At 48.7% G+C, this 15,045-nt stretch carries 18 protein-coding genes; 11 read left to right on the forward strand and 7 right to left on the reverse strand.

Annotated elements, in window-relative coordinates; translation table 11 throughout:
* Positions 1–55 precede the first annotated feature (55 nt).
* The 8 genes from atpB (at position 56) to A1sIIB106_RS01360 (ending at position 6,770) form a co-directional block, all read left to right on the forward strand.
* Positions 56–844: a F0F1 ATP synthase subunit A gene (atpB, locus tag A1sIIB106_RS01325; protein WP_095670725.1), complete on the forward strand. Its 789-nt coding sequence runs from the start codon at positions 56–58 to the stop codon at positions 842–844.
* A 23-nt stretch (positions 845–867) separates the two neighbouring features.
* Positions 868–1,071: an ATP synthase F0 subunit C gene (atpE, locus tag A1sIIB106_RS01330; protein ID WP_018206788.1), complete on the forward strand. Its 204-nt coding sequence runs from the start codon at positions 868–870 to the stop codon at positions 1,069–1,071.
* 28 nt (positions 1,072–1,099) lie between these two features.
* Positions 1,100–1,633, forward strand: coding sequence for a F0F1 ATP synthase subunit B (locus A1sIIB106_RS01335; protein WP_095670726.1), 534 nt, complete (start codon positions 1,100–1,102; stop codon positions 1,631–1,633).
* Positions 1,634–1,638: 5 nt separating this feature from the next.
* Positions 1,639–2,475, forward strand: coding sequence for a F0F1 ATP synthase subunit delta (locus tag A1sIIB106_RS01340; RefSeq protein ID WP_095670727.1), 837 nt, complete (start codon positions 1,639–1,641; stop codon positions 2,473–2,475).
* A gap of 62 nt (positions 2,476–2,537) precedes the next feature.
* Positions 2,538–4,178, forward strand: a complete 1,641-nt coding sequence (gene atpA, locus A1sIIB106_RS01345; RefSeq protein WP_095677096.1) for a F0F1 ATP synthase subunit alpha — start codon at positions 2,538–2,540, stop codon at positions 4,176–4,178.
* A 3-nt stretch (positions 4,179–4,181) separates the two neighbouring features.
* Complete coding sequence (locus A1sIIB106_RS01350) at positions 4,182–5,096, forward strand: F0F1 ATP synthase subunit gamma (protein WP_095677097.1); 915 nt, start codon at positions 4,182–4,184, stop codon at positions 5,094–5,096.
* Positions 5,096–6,514, forward strand: a complete 1,419-nt coding sequence (atpD, locus tag A1sIIB106_RS01355; RefSeq protein WP_095677098.1) for a F0F1 ATP synthase subunit beta — start codon at positions 5,096–5,098, stop codon at positions 6,512–6,514. The genes A1sIIB106_RS01350 and atpD overlap by 1 nt, the downstream gene beginning before the upstream one ends.
* A gap of 4 nt (positions 6,515–6,518) precedes the next feature.
* Positions 6,519–6,770 carry a F0F1 ATP synthase subunit epsilon gene (locus tag A1sIIB106_RS01360; protein WP_095677099.1) on the forward strand — a complete coding sequence of 84 codons (252 nt, stop codon included), beginning with the start codon at positions 6,519–6,521 and terminating at the stop codon, positions 6,768–6,770.
* A 78-nt stretch (positions 6,771–6,848) separates the two neighbouring features.
* On the opposite strand, the gene murA is transcribed toward A1sIIB106_RS01360, so the two are convergent.
* A complete protein-coding gene (murA, locus tag A1sIIB106_RS01365; protein WP_095677100.1) occupies positions 6,849–8,123 on the reverse strand; it encodes a UDP-N-acetylglucosamine 1-carboxyvinyltransferase in 1,275 nt (424 codons plus the stop codon).
* Positions 8,124–8,151: 28 nt separating this feature from the next.
* Here murA and A1sIIB106_RS01370 point away from each other — a divergent pair, with 28 nt between their 5' ends.
* The gene (locus A1sIIB106_RS01370; RefSeq protein ID WP_095677101.1) at positions 8,152–8,724 is read left to right on the forward strand and encodes a cob(I)yrinic acid a,c-diamide adenosyltransferase; all 573 of its coding nucleotides are present in this window, start codon (positions 8,152–8,154) and stop codon (positions 8,722–8,724) included.
* Here A1sIIB106_RS01370 and A1sIIB106_RS01375 read toward each other — a convergent pair.
* Genes A1sIIB106_RS01375 through A1sIIB106_RS01390 form a run of 4 tightly spaced genes read right to left on the reverse strand, consistent with a single transcriptional unit; the run spans position 8,721 to position 11,332 of the window.
* On the reverse strand, positions 8,721–9,041 hold the full coding sequence (locus tag A1sIIB106_RS01375) for a hypothetical protein (RefSeq protein WP_095670734.1): 321 nt from the start codon (positions 9,039–9,041) through the stop codon (positions 8,721–8,723). The genes A1sIIB106_RS01370 and A1sIIB106_RS01375 overlap by 4 nt on opposite strands.
* A 2-nt stretch (positions 9,042–9,043) precedes the next feature.
* On the reverse strand, positions 9,044–9,670 hold the full coding sequence (locus tag A1sIIB106_RS01380; RefSeq protein ID WP_095677102.1) for a hypothetical protein: 627 nt from the start codon (positions 9,668–9,670) through the stop codon (positions 9,044–9,046).
* Entirely contained in the window at positions 9,667–10,485 is an 819-nt protein-coding gene (locus tag A1sIIB106_RS01385) for an ABC transporter permease (protein ID WP_095677103.1), read from the reverse strand. The genes A1sIIB106_RS01380 and A1sIIB106_RS01385 overlap by 4 nt, the downstream gene beginning before the upstream one ends.
* Entirely contained in the window at positions 10,472–11,332 is an 861-nt protein-coding gene (locus A1sIIB106_RS01390) for an ABC transporter ATP-binding protein (RefSeq protein ID WP_095677830.1), read from the reverse strand. Before A1sIIB106_RS01390 ends, A1sIIB106_RS01385 begins: the two co-directional genes overlap by 14 nt.
* A gap of 47 nt (positions 11,333–11,379) precedes the next feature.
* Between A1sIIB106_RS01390 and A1sIIB106_RS01395 the strand changes: the two genes are divergently transcribed.
* On the forward strand, positions 11,380–11,691 hold the full coding sequence (locus A1sIIB106_RS01395) for a hypothetical protein (RefSeq protein ID WP_095670738.1): 312 nt from the start codon (positions 11,380–11,382) through the stop codon (positions 11,689–11,691).
* A 13-nt stretch (positions 11,692–11,704) separates the two neighbouring features.
* Here A1sIIB106_RS01395 and A1sIIB106_RS01400 read toward each other — a convergent pair whose 3' ends face one another.
* On the reverse strand, positions 11,705–13,195 hold the full coding sequence (locus tag A1sIIB106_RS01400) for an aldehyde dehydrogenase family protein (protein WP_095677104.1): 1,491 nt from the start codon (positions 13,193–13,195) through the stop codon (positions 11,705–11,707).
* A gap of 23 nt (positions 13,196–13,218) precedes the next feature.
* Between A1sIIB106_RS01400 and A1sIIB106_RS01405 the strand changes: the two genes are divergently transcribed.
* Complete coding sequence (locus tag A1sIIB106_RS01405; protein WP_095677105.1) at positions 13,219–13,929, forward strand: alpha/beta hydrolase; 711 nt, start codon at positions 13,219–13,221, stop codon at positions 13,927–13,929.
* Here the strand turns inward: A1sIIB106_RS01405 and A1sIIB106_RS01410 are convergent.
* The gene (locus A1sIIB106_RS01410) at positions 13,926–15,041 is read right to left on the reverse strand and encodes an AI-2E family transporter (RefSeq protein ID WP_095677831.1); all 1,116 of its coding nucleotides are present in this window, start codon (positions 15,039–15,041) and stop codon (positions 13,926–13,928) included. The genes A1sIIB106_RS01405 and A1sIIB106_RS01410 overlap by 4 nt on opposite strands.
* Between the last annotated feature and the right edge of the window lie 4 nt (positions 15,042–15,045).

Here is a 15,045-nt window from a genome sequence, read left to right on the forward strand (position 1 = left end):
AGGTTGCCCCGTTACAGGCAATTCCCTTATCTCGTCTAAGTAAATTGGAGTTCGTGTGCTCGCGTTAGTTCGTTCAAGCGCTGAAGGCGAAGGCTTTGTCCCGCCAAGTACCAAAGACTTCGAACTTCCTCCCATTTTTGGCGATAACCCTTATACGACTAAACCGATTTTCTTAGTTCTACTCTCTGTAGTTTTGATCTCAGTCTTCTTTATCGCCGCATCACGTAAAGCGGCAGTCGTGCCTTCCAAGCTCCAGTTCGCCGGCGAAAGTGTTTACGCCTTTGTGCGAAATGACCTTGCAAAAGATGTAATCGGCCACGAATTCCTTCGCTTTGTTCCGTACCTATTTACACTCTTTACCTTTATCTTGGTCAATAACTGGTTCGGAATTATTCCGCTTCTCCAGTTCCCAACGATGTCGCACGTTGGCTTCGCATATGTCTTAGCTGCATTTACATTCTTCGTCTTCCACTACATCGGAATTAAAAAGCACGGCGTTTTCAAATACCTCAAGGACATCATGTTCATGCCTGGCGTTCCAAAGGCTGCATACATCTTGATTACCCCGCTTGAAATTCTTACCTTCTTCTTAGTTCGTCCATTGACGCTCTCACTGCGTCTCTTTGCAAATATGTTTGCGGGCCACTTACTGTTGCTCGTATTTATCTTGGGCGGAGAACACCTTGCCCAGGGTGCACTTGCTTTGAAGTTGGTTAGCCCGTTTGCCTTCGGTATCGGCATCGTGTTGACCTTCTTCGAGTTCATGGTTCAATGTCTTCAGGCGTACATCTTTACCCTGTTGACCGCTCTCTACATCGCCGGCGCCCTTGCCGACGAGCACTAACACCTAACGAAAGGCAGTAAAAAATGGAAGGCACACTCAACCTGGTCGGTTTTGGCCTCGCAGCAATCGGTCCTGGTATTGCAACCGGACTTATCTTCGCCGCATATATCAACGGCGTTGCACGTCAGCCTGAAGCACGTAGCGTTCTACAGCCAATCGCGTTCCTTGGATTCGCGCTCGCTGAAGCTCTCGCACTCTTCGGTCTCGTTCTAGCTTTCGTTCTCTAATTAGCCCAGAAAATAATCTGAACTAATTATGAATAAATTCTATTTTGCCGCCGAGGGAGAGACGCTAAACCCTTTGATTCCGCATACATCGGAAATCATCGTTGGTGCGGTTGCGTTCACACTTCTCTTCCTTGTTCTGCGCAGCAAAGTGGTGCCAATGTTCGAAAAGGCATTCACTGCACGCACTGAGGCGATTCAAGGTGGAATGGAGCGCGCCGAAAAGGCGCAGCTCGAAGCGCAACGCGCGCTTTCCCAATACAACGAGCAGCTTTCAAAGGCGCGCGAAGAAGCACAAACTCTTCGTGAAGAAGCTCGCGTACAGGGCGTATCTATCGTTGAAGAACTTCGTGCGAAAGCACAAGAAGAAGCAGCACGAATTACTTCTGCTGCACACGCATCCATTGAGGCAGAGCGCCAACAAGCAATCACATCACTTCGCAACGAAGTCGGTGCGCTTGCAGTTGAACTCGCTTCAAAGATTGTCGGGGAATCTTTAGATGACCAGGCTCGTCAATCACGGATCGTTGACCGTTTCTTGGATGATCTAGAGAAGAGCAAGTAAGGAAAATGAGAATTCACCTCGGAGGCAGTAGCCGTCAGTCACTCGTGGCTGCACGTGCTGCACTCGATGTTGCAGTCAAGGGCGCAAGCGCGGCATCGGCTTCAGAGTTGTCTTCTCACCTCTTCGCAGCAGCAGATCTCTTTGCCGATAACACTTCTGTGCGTCGCGCAATTACAGATCCAGCACGCGATAAGGCAGCAAAGGCTGCACTTGTTAAAGATCTATTTACAAAATCAACCGGAACGCTCGCTGTATCACTTCTCAGCGAACTCTCTGGTCTTCGTTGGTCAGCAACTAAGGATCTGGTCTATGCAACAGAGCAGTTAGCAATTGAGGCAGAAGCATCTGCAGCAAATATTGCTGGCGAACTCGATCGCGTAGAAGATGAGTTCTTCGAAACTTCACGCCTGGTTGCCGATAATTTCGAGCTCCGCAAGGCGCTCGTAAGTGTTGGTTCAACTGAGGCCAAGTCAGCGTTAATCGCTGAAGTACTTGGCAAGAAGGCATCTGCCTCAACAATCAAGATCGCTAGCGCACTTGTTGCCTCCCTTCGCGGACGCAGCATCGAAGCAGCCTTCGCTGATTACCTCTTTGGTTTGGCAAATCGTCGCAACCGCTTAATCGCAGTTGTGCGTACAGCAACTGCTCTAACTGATGCACAGTCAAAGCGACTTGCAACAGTTCTTGAGAAGAACGTCGGTCAGCCAATCCGCATTAACGTACAAATCGACCCAACAATTCTGGGTGGAGTTTCAATCAAGTTCGCAGATGAGTTAGTCGATGGAAGCGTTGTAAACCGCCTGGCAAATGCTGGGCGTGCACTAGTTGGTCAGTCAGCGTAAGAAAAAAAGTAACAAATCAGTAATAGAGAAGATTTAAGAAGAAACGAAAAAGGGAGAACGACATGGCAGAGCTCAAGATCCAACCGAATGAAATTCGGGATGCCTTAGCGAATTTCGTTAAGTCATACGATCCAGGCGCCGCAGCTCGCGACGAAGTAGGAACAGTTAGCCAGGCAGGCGATGGAATCGCTCGCGTTGAGGGACTTCCTTCAACAATGGCAAACGAACTTCTACAGTTCGAGAACGGAACACTAGGTCTTGCACTTAACCTCGATGTGCGCGAGATCGGTGTTGTTATTCTCGGAAGTTACGCAGGAATTGAAGAAGGAACATCAGTACGCGGTACTGGTGAAATTCTTTCTGTACCAGTTGGTGATGGCTTCTTGGGTCGCGTTGTTGATCCACTTGGTCGCCCAATTGATGGCAAGGGTGAAATCAAACCTGACGCACGCCGTGCACTTGAACTACAGGCTCCCTCTGTAGTTGAGCGCCAGCCAGTTAAGGAACCACTTGCAACAGGTATTAAGGCGATCGATGCGATGACAGCGATTGGTCGCGGACAGCGCCAGTTGATCATCGGTGATCGTCAGACCGGAAAGACTGCAGTTGCGGTAGATACGATCATTAACCAGCGCGAAAACTGGCTAACTGGCGATAAGAAGAAGCAAGTTAAATGTATCTACGTTGCAATTGGTCAAAAGGGTTCAACGATCGCATCTGTTAAGGGCGCACTCGAAGAAGCTGGCGCAATGGAGTACACAACAATCGTCGCGTCCCCTGCATCAGACCCAGCGGGCTTCAAGTACCTCGCTCCTTACACCGGTTCTGCAATTGGTCAGCACTGGATGTACAAGGGCGAGCACGTTCTAATTGTTTTCGATGATTTATCAAAGCAAGCTGAGGCTTATCGTTCAGTCTCACTTCTACTTCGTCGTCCACCAGGCCGCGAAGCGTACCCAGGAGATGTTTTCTACTTACACTCACGTTTGCTAGAACGTTGCGCAAAGCTTTCTGATGAACTCGGTGGCGGTTCAATGACTGGCCTTCCAATCATTGAAACAAAGGGAAATGACGTTTCTGCGTTCATTCCTACCAACGTTATTTCTATTACAGATGGTCAGTGCTTCCTTGAAACAGATCTCTTCAACGCAGGCGTTCGCCCAGCGATCAACGTAGGTGTATCTGTTTCTCGCGTTGGTGGTTCTGCACAGACAAAGGCGATGAAGAAGATCGCTGGTCGTCTGCGTCTTGATCTCGCACAGTTCCGTGAACTCGAAGCCTTCGCTGCTTTCGGTTCTGACCTAGATGCGGCATCAAAGGCTCAACTCGAGCGCGGTGCACGTATGGTTGAACTTCTAAAGCAAGGTCAGTACTCACCTTATTCACTAGAGCGTCAGATTGTTTCAATCTGGGCCGGAACTTCAGGAGAACTTGATTCTGTTGCAGTTGCTGATATCCGTCGCTTTGAATCTGAACTTCTCGACTTCATCGGTCGCGAACGTAAAGATATCTTCACCGTAATTTCAGAGACCAAGATGCTCGAAGATGACACCGTTGCCAAGATGAAGACAGCAGTTGCTGACTTCAAGAAGCAATTCAAATCTTCTGCTGCAGGAATCGTTAACGATGCACCTGCTGAAGCACTTGATTCAGAAGGCGCTGAAGCGATCACAAAGTTTGTGCCACCGGCGGTGAAGAAGTAACCCATGGGCGCTCAACTACGCATATATCGCCGACGGATGAGATCCGTTAAGGCGACTAAGAAAATTACGAAGGCTATGGAGTTAATCTCTGCCTCTCGTATTGTCAAAGCACAGCAACGCGTTGCTGCTTCGACTCCATATGCAAATGAGTTGACCCGTGCCGTATCCGCTGTTGCTAGCTTCTCTTCAACAAACCACCCATTGACTACACCTTCTGAAAACCCAAAGCGCGCAGCGATTTTAATTATCTCTGCCGACCGCGGTATGGCTGGTGCTTATTCAAATAACGCGATCAAGGAAGGCGAACAACTCGCCGCCATGATCCGTGAACGTGGTCTTGAAGTTTCTAACTATCTTGTAGGTCGCAAGGCGGTTAACTATTACAAGTTCCGCAACCGCGATATCGCAGGTTCTTGGTCAGGTTTTTCAGATAACCCAACATATGAGAACGCTAAAGAAGTTGCCGAAGCTTTGATTGCTGCATTCATTGCAGATGCTCAAACCGATAACGCTGGCGTGGATGAAATCCATATCATCTTTACCGAGTTCAAATCAATGTTGACTCAAAATGCAATGGCCAAGCGCATGTTGCCACTGGAAGTTATTGAGAGCGATACACCAGCACCATCTGGCTTGCTTCCAATGTACGAGTTCGAACCAAATGCAGGTGAAGTACTTAACGCACTTCTTCCTCGCTATATCGAAGCCCGAATCTTCAACGCGATGTTGCAATCAGCTGCTTCCGAGCATGCTGCTCGCCGTCGCGCTATGAAGTCAGCGACTGACAACGCTGATGATTTAATCAAGTCGCTAACCCGACTTGCGAACGCGGCTCGTCAGGCCGAAATTACCCAAGAAATCAGTGAAATTGTGGGCGGCGCAGACGCGTTAGCCTCAGCTAGTGCAGGGAGTGAATGATGTCATCAACAGGTAAAGGCCGCGTTGCCCGAGTTATTGGACCGGTCGTGGATATTGAATTCCCAGCGGATTCAATGCCATCGATCTTTAACGCGCTCCACGTAGAGACCACCATGAGTGGCACTACTCGTACCTTGACCCTTGAAGTTGCACAACACATTGGTGACAACCTTGTGCGCGCAATTTCTATGCAGCCAACAGACGGAATGGTCCGTGGCGCAGAGGTAACAGATACCGGAGCAGCTATCTCAGTGCCAGTCGGTGACGTTACAAAGGGCCACGTCTTTAACACACTTGGCGAATCACTCGATGTTCCAACATCATCACTTGATATTAAAGAGCGTTGGCCAATCCACCGCGATGCACCAGCATTCGATCAACTCGAGTCAAAAACCGAAATGTTCGAGACTGGTATCAAAGTTATCGACCTTCTAACACCTTATGTAAAGGGTGGAAAGATCGGTCTCTTCGGTGGTGCAGGTGTTGGTAAGACTGTTCTTATCCAGGAAATGATCTACCGCGTAGCGGAAAACTTCGGTGGTGTATCTGTATTCGCCGGCGTTGGAGAACGTACTCGCGAAGGTAACGACTTGTTCCTGGAAATGACCGAAACCGGCGTTATCAATAAGACAGCCTTGGTCTTTGGTCAGATGGATGAGCCACCTGGCACGCGTCTTCGCGTTGCTCTTTCAGCGCTAACCATGGCTGAGTACTTCCGCGATGTTCAGAAGCAGGATGTATTGCTCTTCATCGACAATATCTTCCGCTTTACTCAGGCAGGTTCTGAAGTATCAACACTTCTCGGCCGTATGCCATCTGCTGTGGGTTACCAGCCAACACTTGCAGATGAAATGGGTCAGTTGCAGGAGCGCATTACTTCAACTCGTGGTCACTCAATTACATCTATGCAGGCAATTTACGTTCCTGCAGATGACATTACCGACCCAGCCCCACACACAACTTTCGCGCACTTAGATGCAACAACAGTGTTGTCTCGTCCGATCTCAGAGCTTGGTATCTACCCAGCTGTGGATCCACTTGACTCAACATCACGCATCTTGGATCCACGCTATATCGGTGAGCACCACTTCCGTGTTGCAAACCGCATTAAGCAGATCTTGCAGCGTTATAAGGATCTACAGGACATCATCGCAATTCTCGGTATCGATGAATTGTCAGAAGATGACCGCGTACTAGTTGGTCGCGCACGTCGCATCCAGCGCTTCTTGTCACAGAACACATTCGTTGCGAAGGTCTTTACTGGTATCGACGGTTCATTCGTTCCGCTATCAGAGACAATCTCAGCCTTTGAAGCACTAGCTGATGGCAAGTACGACCACCTTCCAGAACAAGCATTCTTCATGTGCGGTGGCCTCGACGATGTCGAGCGCAGAGCTGCAGAGTTAGCGAAGAGCTAATCACATGGCACTTAACGTCGAACTAGTATCGCCAACACAACAGGTGTGGTCCGGGCAGGCAACTTTCGTTTCTGCTCGCACAACTGAAGGAGACCTCGGTGTCCTTCCAGATCACGCACCTTTGTTTGGCGTACTAGTCGACGGTGCCGTGAGCATCAAAGCAGTCGATGGAACGACGAAGGAATTCAACGTACAGGGCGGCTTCTTATCTGTCGCTAACAATCGCGTTTCGATACTTACAGAAACGGTCGGTTAGTTTCAAAAATTTCAGCTTCAGAAACATGAAAAGCAAAGGCACAGTTTCTTACACTGAAATTTTTTACTAAGTCCTCGGTTATTCGCGGGTGACGTTGGCGCCAAGTGCGCGAAGATCTTCAGCGAAATTTGGATAGCCGCGATCGATGTGGAATGCGCCATCGACGGTGGTTTCACCTTCGGAGACAAGAGCCGCAAGAACTAGTCCGGCGCCGGCGCGGATATCAGTCGCTTCAACGGGTGCACCAGATAGCTGTGGAATACCAGTTATGGAGGCGTGTTTTCCGTCAACGGTTACGTGTGCGCCAAGGCGTGCGAGTTCGTTTACAAACATAAAGCGTGATTCAAAGACATTTTCGGTGACCATGGAATGGCCGTCGGCGATTGCGTTCATTGCGATGATAAATGGCAAGAGATCGGTGGCAAATCCTGGATAGGGAAGTGTTGCAACATCTGTTGCACGTGGACGTTGGTTCATCTGCACACGAATGCCGTCGGCAGTTGAGGTAATGATTGCGCCAGCATGCGCTAACTTTTCGAGCATAACTTCCATATGGTCAGCGCGACCACCATGAATTGTGATGTCGCCTTGGGTCATCGCAGCGGCAAATGCCCATGTGCCGGCGATGATGCGATCAGTAATTGTGGTGTGATCAGTTGGGTTTAACTTAGAAACACCAGTGATCTTAATTAGCGGTGAACCAAGTCCTTCAATCTTTGCGCCCATTGAGATTAAGAATTCACCCAGATCAACTAAATCAGGTTCGCGCGCTGCGTTATCGATCGTTGTTATGCCCTTTGCCAGAACGGCAGCGGTCATTAAGTTTTCAGTAGCGCCAACGCTTGGGAAATCTAATTCGATAGTGGCGCCAGTTAAACCGTTAGGTGCTTCGGCGATTACATAACCATGTTCGACGTGAGCGGTTGCACCGAGTGATTCGAGGCCTTTAATGTGAAAATCTAAACCGCGTGAACCAATCGCATCACCGCCAGGAAGTGCGACTTCGGCTTTGCCGACGCGAGCAACCAGTGGGCCAAGTACATTGATAGATGCGCGCATCTTGCGCACGAGATCGTAATCGGCGCGATGTGCTGGCGCTTCGGGAACGGTAATTGAGAGATTAGAACCATCGCGTGAAACTTCACATCCCAGGCGCTTTAGTAAATCGGCCATGATGTCTACGTCGGCGATATCCGGAACGTTGCGGATCGTTGATGTGCCAACGGCCAATAGCGAGGCCGCCATCAGCTTTAGGACAGAATTCTTAGCGCCAGTGACCGTTACTTCGCCCTTTAGGCTGCATCCGCCGACGATGCGAAAGCGATCGTTGGTCGAACCTTGCGAAGATGCCATATCCGAAGTCTACTTATAGGCTAGGGCCATGGTTAATTTAACGCGTATTTACACCAAGACAGGCGATGACGGATCTACCTCCCTCGGAGATATGAGCCGAACTTCCAAGAACGATTCACGCCTTGAGGCATATGCCACCGTTGATGAAGCAAATTCAACAATCGGAGTTGTTATTGCAACCGACGAACTCAGCGATGATATTCGCGCGCTTTTAGTTCGTATCCAAAACGATCTCTTCGATGTCGGAGCTGACCTCTGTACGCCAGTTGTAGATTCACCAGCATTTGAACCGTTGCGTGTTCTGGAATCTCAGATTACATTTCTGGAAGAGCAGATCGATAAGTACAACGCAGATCTGCAACCACTTCGTTCTTTCGTATTGCCATCAGGAACTCCTGCAGCCGCACATTTGCATGTAGCGCGCACTGTTGTTCGCCGTGCAGAGCGTCGCACCTGGGCAGCAATCCATGGTTTCGGTACAGGTGTGAATCCACTGACTGCTAAATATTTAAATCGTTGCTCTGATCTTCTCTTCGTTTTGGCGCGCGTTGCCAATAAGGAAATCGGCGATCAACTTTGGGTACCCGGAGCAAACCGCTAACTTTTTAGAACTGCGCGCGCTATCTTTTCATCGCGTTCAAAGACATATAAACGAGGTCCATCTTTAGTTTGGGCCAAGTTTGCCTTTATCTCTGCGGTGGCAAGCTTTAAGCGCAGCAGCTCGCCTTCGATGTAGTTATTTGGTGATGCGATAACAACTAGCGCGCCGTAATCATCTTCACCGCCAACTTTTGGTGTGCGCTCGACAACAGATTTTCCACGCTTAAATGCCCAACGCAGAATTAGCGAGAGAATTGCTACGGCAAAGAAACCGCCGAAACTAGATAGAAAGAGCCCGTTATTGATTCCGCCGAGCATCGCTAATTTGCGCTTACTTGGTAATCAGTATTTGGAAGCGGTCCTGATGGATCGCCTTGGTTGCAATCCACATTGATATTGGAAACTATCTGGCCGGCACCAATTGGTTCAGTTGTAACCAAGAGAACGGTCACCACTTGCTGAGGGGCGCTACGTCCCACATCTGCAATGATTTTTCCGAAGGTTTTAGTAGTGCGATTCTCAGGTGAAGTTGCACCAACCACATCGGCGGTAACTCTCCACCAACGACAACCTGTTTCGGCTGCTACTAAGACAGCTCCACAAGTGAATTGTGTACAGGATTTAACCTGCGAAGCCAGCGCTGATTTGGCCGAGAGAAGCCCCACCAACTCTTTTGCATTTGGAACCTTTAGATACAACTTAGTTTCACCCAATGGATCGGTCTTAAAGCCAACTGGCGGCCACTTCGGTGATGGAGAAGGTAACTTCTTAGCAACTTTCTTTTTCTTCTTTACCGGGGCTTTCTTTACTGGAGCCTTCTTTACCGGCGCTTTCTGAGTGGCACTCGCCTTCGGTGTTGGCGTAGGGCTTTTAGTTGCCGCAATAGTGGAAGTCAGCGAGAGCGATAGAAAGAGCACTGAGAAGATTGCAACTAACTTAATTCTCATCGCTCTTGCTCCCATTTAAAGGTTTTGATCGAAATCACTAAACCGGCGATTAACCACGCCAGAATAATCCAGAAAGTACGGCCGGTCTCCCAAGTACCGGCAACTTCTTGCGCAGCAAATGAATCTGGCAGGAATACCGAACGCATACCTTGGGTCATCCACTTAAGTGGGAAGATCGCAGCGACTTGCTGCATCCAGCCTGGCAAATCTGTGAAGACAAAGAAGACTCCGCTAAAGAATTGCAGAATGATTACTACAGGTGAGACAACTGCAGATGCGCCGCGACCGCTCTTAGGAATGACAGAGAAGGCAATGCCGAGCGCAGTTGATGCGGCGCTTCCCAAGATGATCAACCAAGTAAAGGTCAACCACTTTGCCGGATCAGTTGGAAGATTTACCCCGAAGAATAAGACACCTGCAATAAGAAGCAGTGCTACTTGAATAACCATAGTTACAAATACAACGATTGATTTACCTATGAAATAACTTGATGCTGGCATCGGAGTGCCACGCAAGCGTTTTAGCGTTCCAAAATCACGTTCTACGGGAATCATGATTGCAAGCTGTTGGAAGCCAGTGTTAACAAGGCCCGATGCGATCATTCCGGCAACAAAGTACTGACTAAAAGTTACGCCATCAGTAAGTTCGTTGGTAAAGACTGAACCAAAGATAGCGAGCAACATAATTGGAAATGCCAGGGTAAAGACCACGGATTCGCGCTGGCGCATAAATTGTTTAACTTCCAGGCCACCGCGCGCAATACCAATTGCTAAGGCGCTGGGTACTTTATTGGTCTGCACTTTATTCGCTGACATCGGCGCCTCCAATCATTTCTAGGTATATATCTTCAAGTGAAGCGCGCTTGACGGTGAGTTCAGGGATCTCATCTTTATAAGTCTCGGTGAGTTTACGAATGAGTGCGGTTGGATTATCGGTGCGCTCAGTTTGAATACCGTTGGCACCCTTCCAAGAAACTGTGGCAAGTGATGTAGCACGGCCACCCAACAGAGCAGGGGTTGCAACTTCGATGATCTTGCCTTGATTAATCACGGCAACTCGATCAGCTAGCGCTTCAGCCTCATCTAGATAATGGGTAGTAAGCAAGATTGTTGCGCCAGACTTTCGCAGATCTTGAATCAGCGCCCAGAATGCGCGACGCGCTTCAGGATCAAAGCCGGTTGTCGGTTCATCTAGAAAGAGAAGTTCGGGGGATCCGATAAATCCGAGCGCTACATCAAGGCGGCGGCGTTGTCCGCCAGAGAGCGTTCTGATTAGCTCGCTAGATTTATCAGTTAATCCAACTGCGTTGATTACCTCATCAACACCGCGTGGATTTGAGTAGTACTTTGCAAAGTGTGCGACAGTTTCATAAACAGATAGGTCACCAGCATCGTTAGTTGATTGCAGAACTATGCCGATGCGGTTACGCCATTTACGGGCCTGCTCGCCTTTAACTCCGGGATCGGTGCCGAGCACTGAAACTTCACCACGGTCGCGATCGCGGAAGCCTTCTAGGATTTCCACGGTGGTCGTCTTACCTGCGCCATTTGGACCAAGAAGGGCAAATATCTCGCCGGGTTCGATAGTTAGATCGATACCGGCTACCGCCTTATTGGCGCCATAACTTTTTTCCAGGCCACGGACGGTAATCACGCTGCTCATATGGCAACCATGCCACATTCAGGGCAAAAGTGCGAGAAAATGAATCCATGAGCCCACGACGCAACTATCCAAAGGGGCGTCGCCCAAAGGATGAAGAGCGCGATATCGCGACCTCTAATCAAACTATCGAAGAACATACAGATGGCGATTTTATTGTTCGAAAGATCACCGGATCCAGTTCAAATAAACCTTATCGCTGTCCTGGTTGTGATCAAGTAATTCCAATGGCAACTCCGCACACTGTTGCATGGATGATCGGTGATGAAGATGGTCGTCGCCATTGGCACAATGCATGTTGGGCAAAGCGCAATAATCGCAAGCCAAATACAGAGCGCACACGTAATGCGCCGCGCTTCTAATTGACTTTAGAAATTAGCCCAAGCGGCCGTTAAGTAAGCGCGTCAAGGTAACAATCAACTTATCGTTTCCTTTAGTGCGTTTAAAGCTAGTGAATGCAATTGGTAATTGGAATCGCGCGCGAACAACGGTGCGCGGGTAGGTAAATTCAAGAATTCCTTCTGGGCCATGGATACGTCCGTAACCACTATCTTTCACGCCACCAAATGGCACTGAAGCAATTGCTGCAAATGAAATAGTTGAGTTAATGGCAACCATTCCGCAATGCAATTGGCGGGCAATCTTCTTGCCTTGACGTTTAGACCAGATAGATGAGCCAAGCCCGTATCTAGAGGCGTTAGATAACGCGATCGCTTCAGCCATTGATTTCACGCGATTGATCGCGATAGTTGGCCCAAAGGTTTCTTCCAACATCGCTGTGGAATTTTCAGGAACATCGAGCAAGATAACTGGTTCAACGAACGGCGCTTTAACTGAATCTGAGCCACCGAGTGCAACCTTGGCACCCTTAGCGATCGCATCATCGATATGTCCTTGAATAACGTTTATCTGCGAAGGCATTGTTGCAGGCCCGTAGTTGCCAACTCCGGGAGCGCCCGGGTGAATTGATTTAGCAACCTTGATCGCTTCTTCAATAAATTTATCGGCCACCTTTTCATGAACATATACGCGCTCTGCACCGATACATGTTTGCCCAGCGTTAGACATGGAAGACCAGATAGTGGCATCAGCTGCGCGCTTGATATCGGCATCTTCAGCAACGATTACTGGATCTTTGCCACCACATTCGAGAACAACTGGTGTCATATTTGCAGCACATGCTGCAGCAACTAACTTGGCGGTGCGAGTAGAACCAGTGAACGCCAATTTATCGACGCCACTTTCGCATAAATCTTTTCCGGTAGCGCCAAGACCTGTAACGCAGGTGAAGATGTCGGCAAATGGTGCAACTTCTGCAAAAGTCTTAGCCAGTATCGCGCCAACACCTGGTGTGTATTCACTTGGCTTAAAGACAACGGTATTTCCAGCAGCGAGTGCGTAGGAAATAGATCCCATTGGCGTAAAGATTGGATAGTTCCAAGGGCCAATCACACCGACTACTCCAACTGGAGAACGTTCCACAGTTGCTGACATATTTGCCATAAGTGCGCCAGGAGAACGATGTGATGTGCGCATTGCATCTTCAGCATGACGCGCTGCCCAACCTAAGTGGCCAACTGCAAGGGATGCCTCAAGTTTGGCATCGCTAACTGGCTTTCCAGTCTCTCTCGATACAAGTTCGGCAATTTCATCAAGTTGTGAAATAAGTAAGTTGCTCCACTTAAGCAATACTTTACGGCGACCCTTGAATCCCAAATCCTGCCAAGCGCTCGATGCGCTGCGAGCTGCAGCAACCGCGCTAAAGACAGTCTCGCGATCTGCGATTGGATAATTGGCGATTACCTCACCAGTAACTGGATAGTGCGAGGCAAATGTATTGGCAGATGCGTTTGTAGAAGTGGACATAGGGAAAGACTAGACTCTCCTGCATGTTGCAGCCAGTACGTCCAAGCACAGTTCTACCGGCGCTGCGCACTCCATTTATCGTTACAACAAGCGATGGCCAAACGCTGATTGGCGAAAGCGCTGCGCCGCTTGATCGTTACGCCGGCGCAATCCTTTGCTTACATCCCTTGCCGACAGCAGGCGGCATGATGGACAGCCATGTTTATAAGAAGGCTGCTAATCGCTTGCCAGATATGGCTGGCATAGCAGTTGTTCGTTTCAATACTCGCGGAACAATAAGTGAAGCAGGTAGCAGCACCGGAACATTTGATAACGGTGGCTTAGAAAAATTCGATGTCGAAGCGATGATGACCTACTGCTTAGATACTTTGAAGTTAGAGAATGTCTGGGTAGTCGGATGGTCGTTTGGAACTGATTTAGCGCTTCGACATGCAAAAGACCCACGAATCACGGGTTTAATTCTTTTATCACCGCCACTTCGCACATCTGAAGTTAGCGATCTTGAGTATTGGGCAAAAGATGGACGTCGCGTTATTGCACTGGTTCCCGAATTTGATGATTACCTGCAACCACCAGAAGCGATTGAAAGATTCAAACCGTTGACTCAAATAGAAATAATTCCTGTTGCTGGTGCGAAACATCTCTGGGTAGGAGAGCCTGCTGTCCACACCGTTTTGAGTGAGATAACTAAAGTGATTGCGCCAGAGCGCTTGCCGCTGCCTACTGAGATTTAAGAGTTATCTGCGCGCGGGAAGACGACTTCATCAAGGATCAAGATCACTGATGCAGCAATTGGCACAGCAAGTAATCCGCCGATTAGGCCAAGAAGTGATGAACCAATTAGCGCGGAGATGATGGTTACTGCGCCAGGAAGAGCAAGAGTGCGCTTCATGATTCGTGGTGTCACTACGTAATTTTCAACTTGTACATAAACAACGTATGCCAGAAATGCTATTAAGCCAATTGATACCGATTGGGTTAGGGCAATGATTGTCACGACGGAGCAACCTATGAAATGGCCAATGAGTGGAATCAAACCACAGACCAAAACAATCATCGCAATTGCAATTGGTGATGGAAGTGCCAAAACAAGCGAAAGGGCAAAGACAAATGTTGCAGCCATAAATGCAATTGCAATTTGGCTTCCAACGAATGATCCCACTCTAGAAATAACTGCATTAACAAGAAGCGTTAATCGTTCTCTGCGGCTAGCAGGTGCGAAGCGCACTCCGAGTTCAACCATTTGTGGAAGGGAGGTAATGAAGTAGAGGGTCAGAATTAGAATTGTTAGAGCAGAGAAAGCACCTGAGAGGACAGACTTTCCAACACCAATCACGCCACCGAATGCAGAGATAATCAACGATCCATCCGCGGTGACTTCTTTTAATTGAGCCTGCAAAGTATCAATAATTCCGAATTGGTCATTTAAGTCTGCGATCGTCGCATTGTTTTCTAGATCAGCCAGTAAGGTCGGCGCCGAATTAATTAAGTTTGTGCCTTGTGAAAGTACGGGCGGAACGACCACGGCGATAAAGAAACCCGTGAAAAGAATTACTGAAACGAAAATAATGGCTACAGAATTAGTTCTAGAAAGACCACGCCGTTGAATCGCTACAACTGCCGGATTTAACCCTGTTGCTAAAAAGAGGGCTACGACAATCAAGACAAATATCTGGCTGGTACTGGCAAGTGCGCGCATCAAGACGATTGCGACTAAGGCTCCGAGCGTTGCGACAAATCCAAAATAGAACGGATGTGATCTATCTATCGGATTTCCTTGAGTACCAAAATCTGTTGGTGCAGTGTTTGCCTTAGGTTTACGTTTGATGCGATCTGCTATTGCCATGTGA

This window comes from Candidatus Planktophila lacus (genome assembly GCF_002288325.1).
Lineage (GTDB): Bacteria > Actinomycetota > Actinomycetes > Nanopelagicales > Nanopelagicaceae > Planktophila > Planktophila lacus.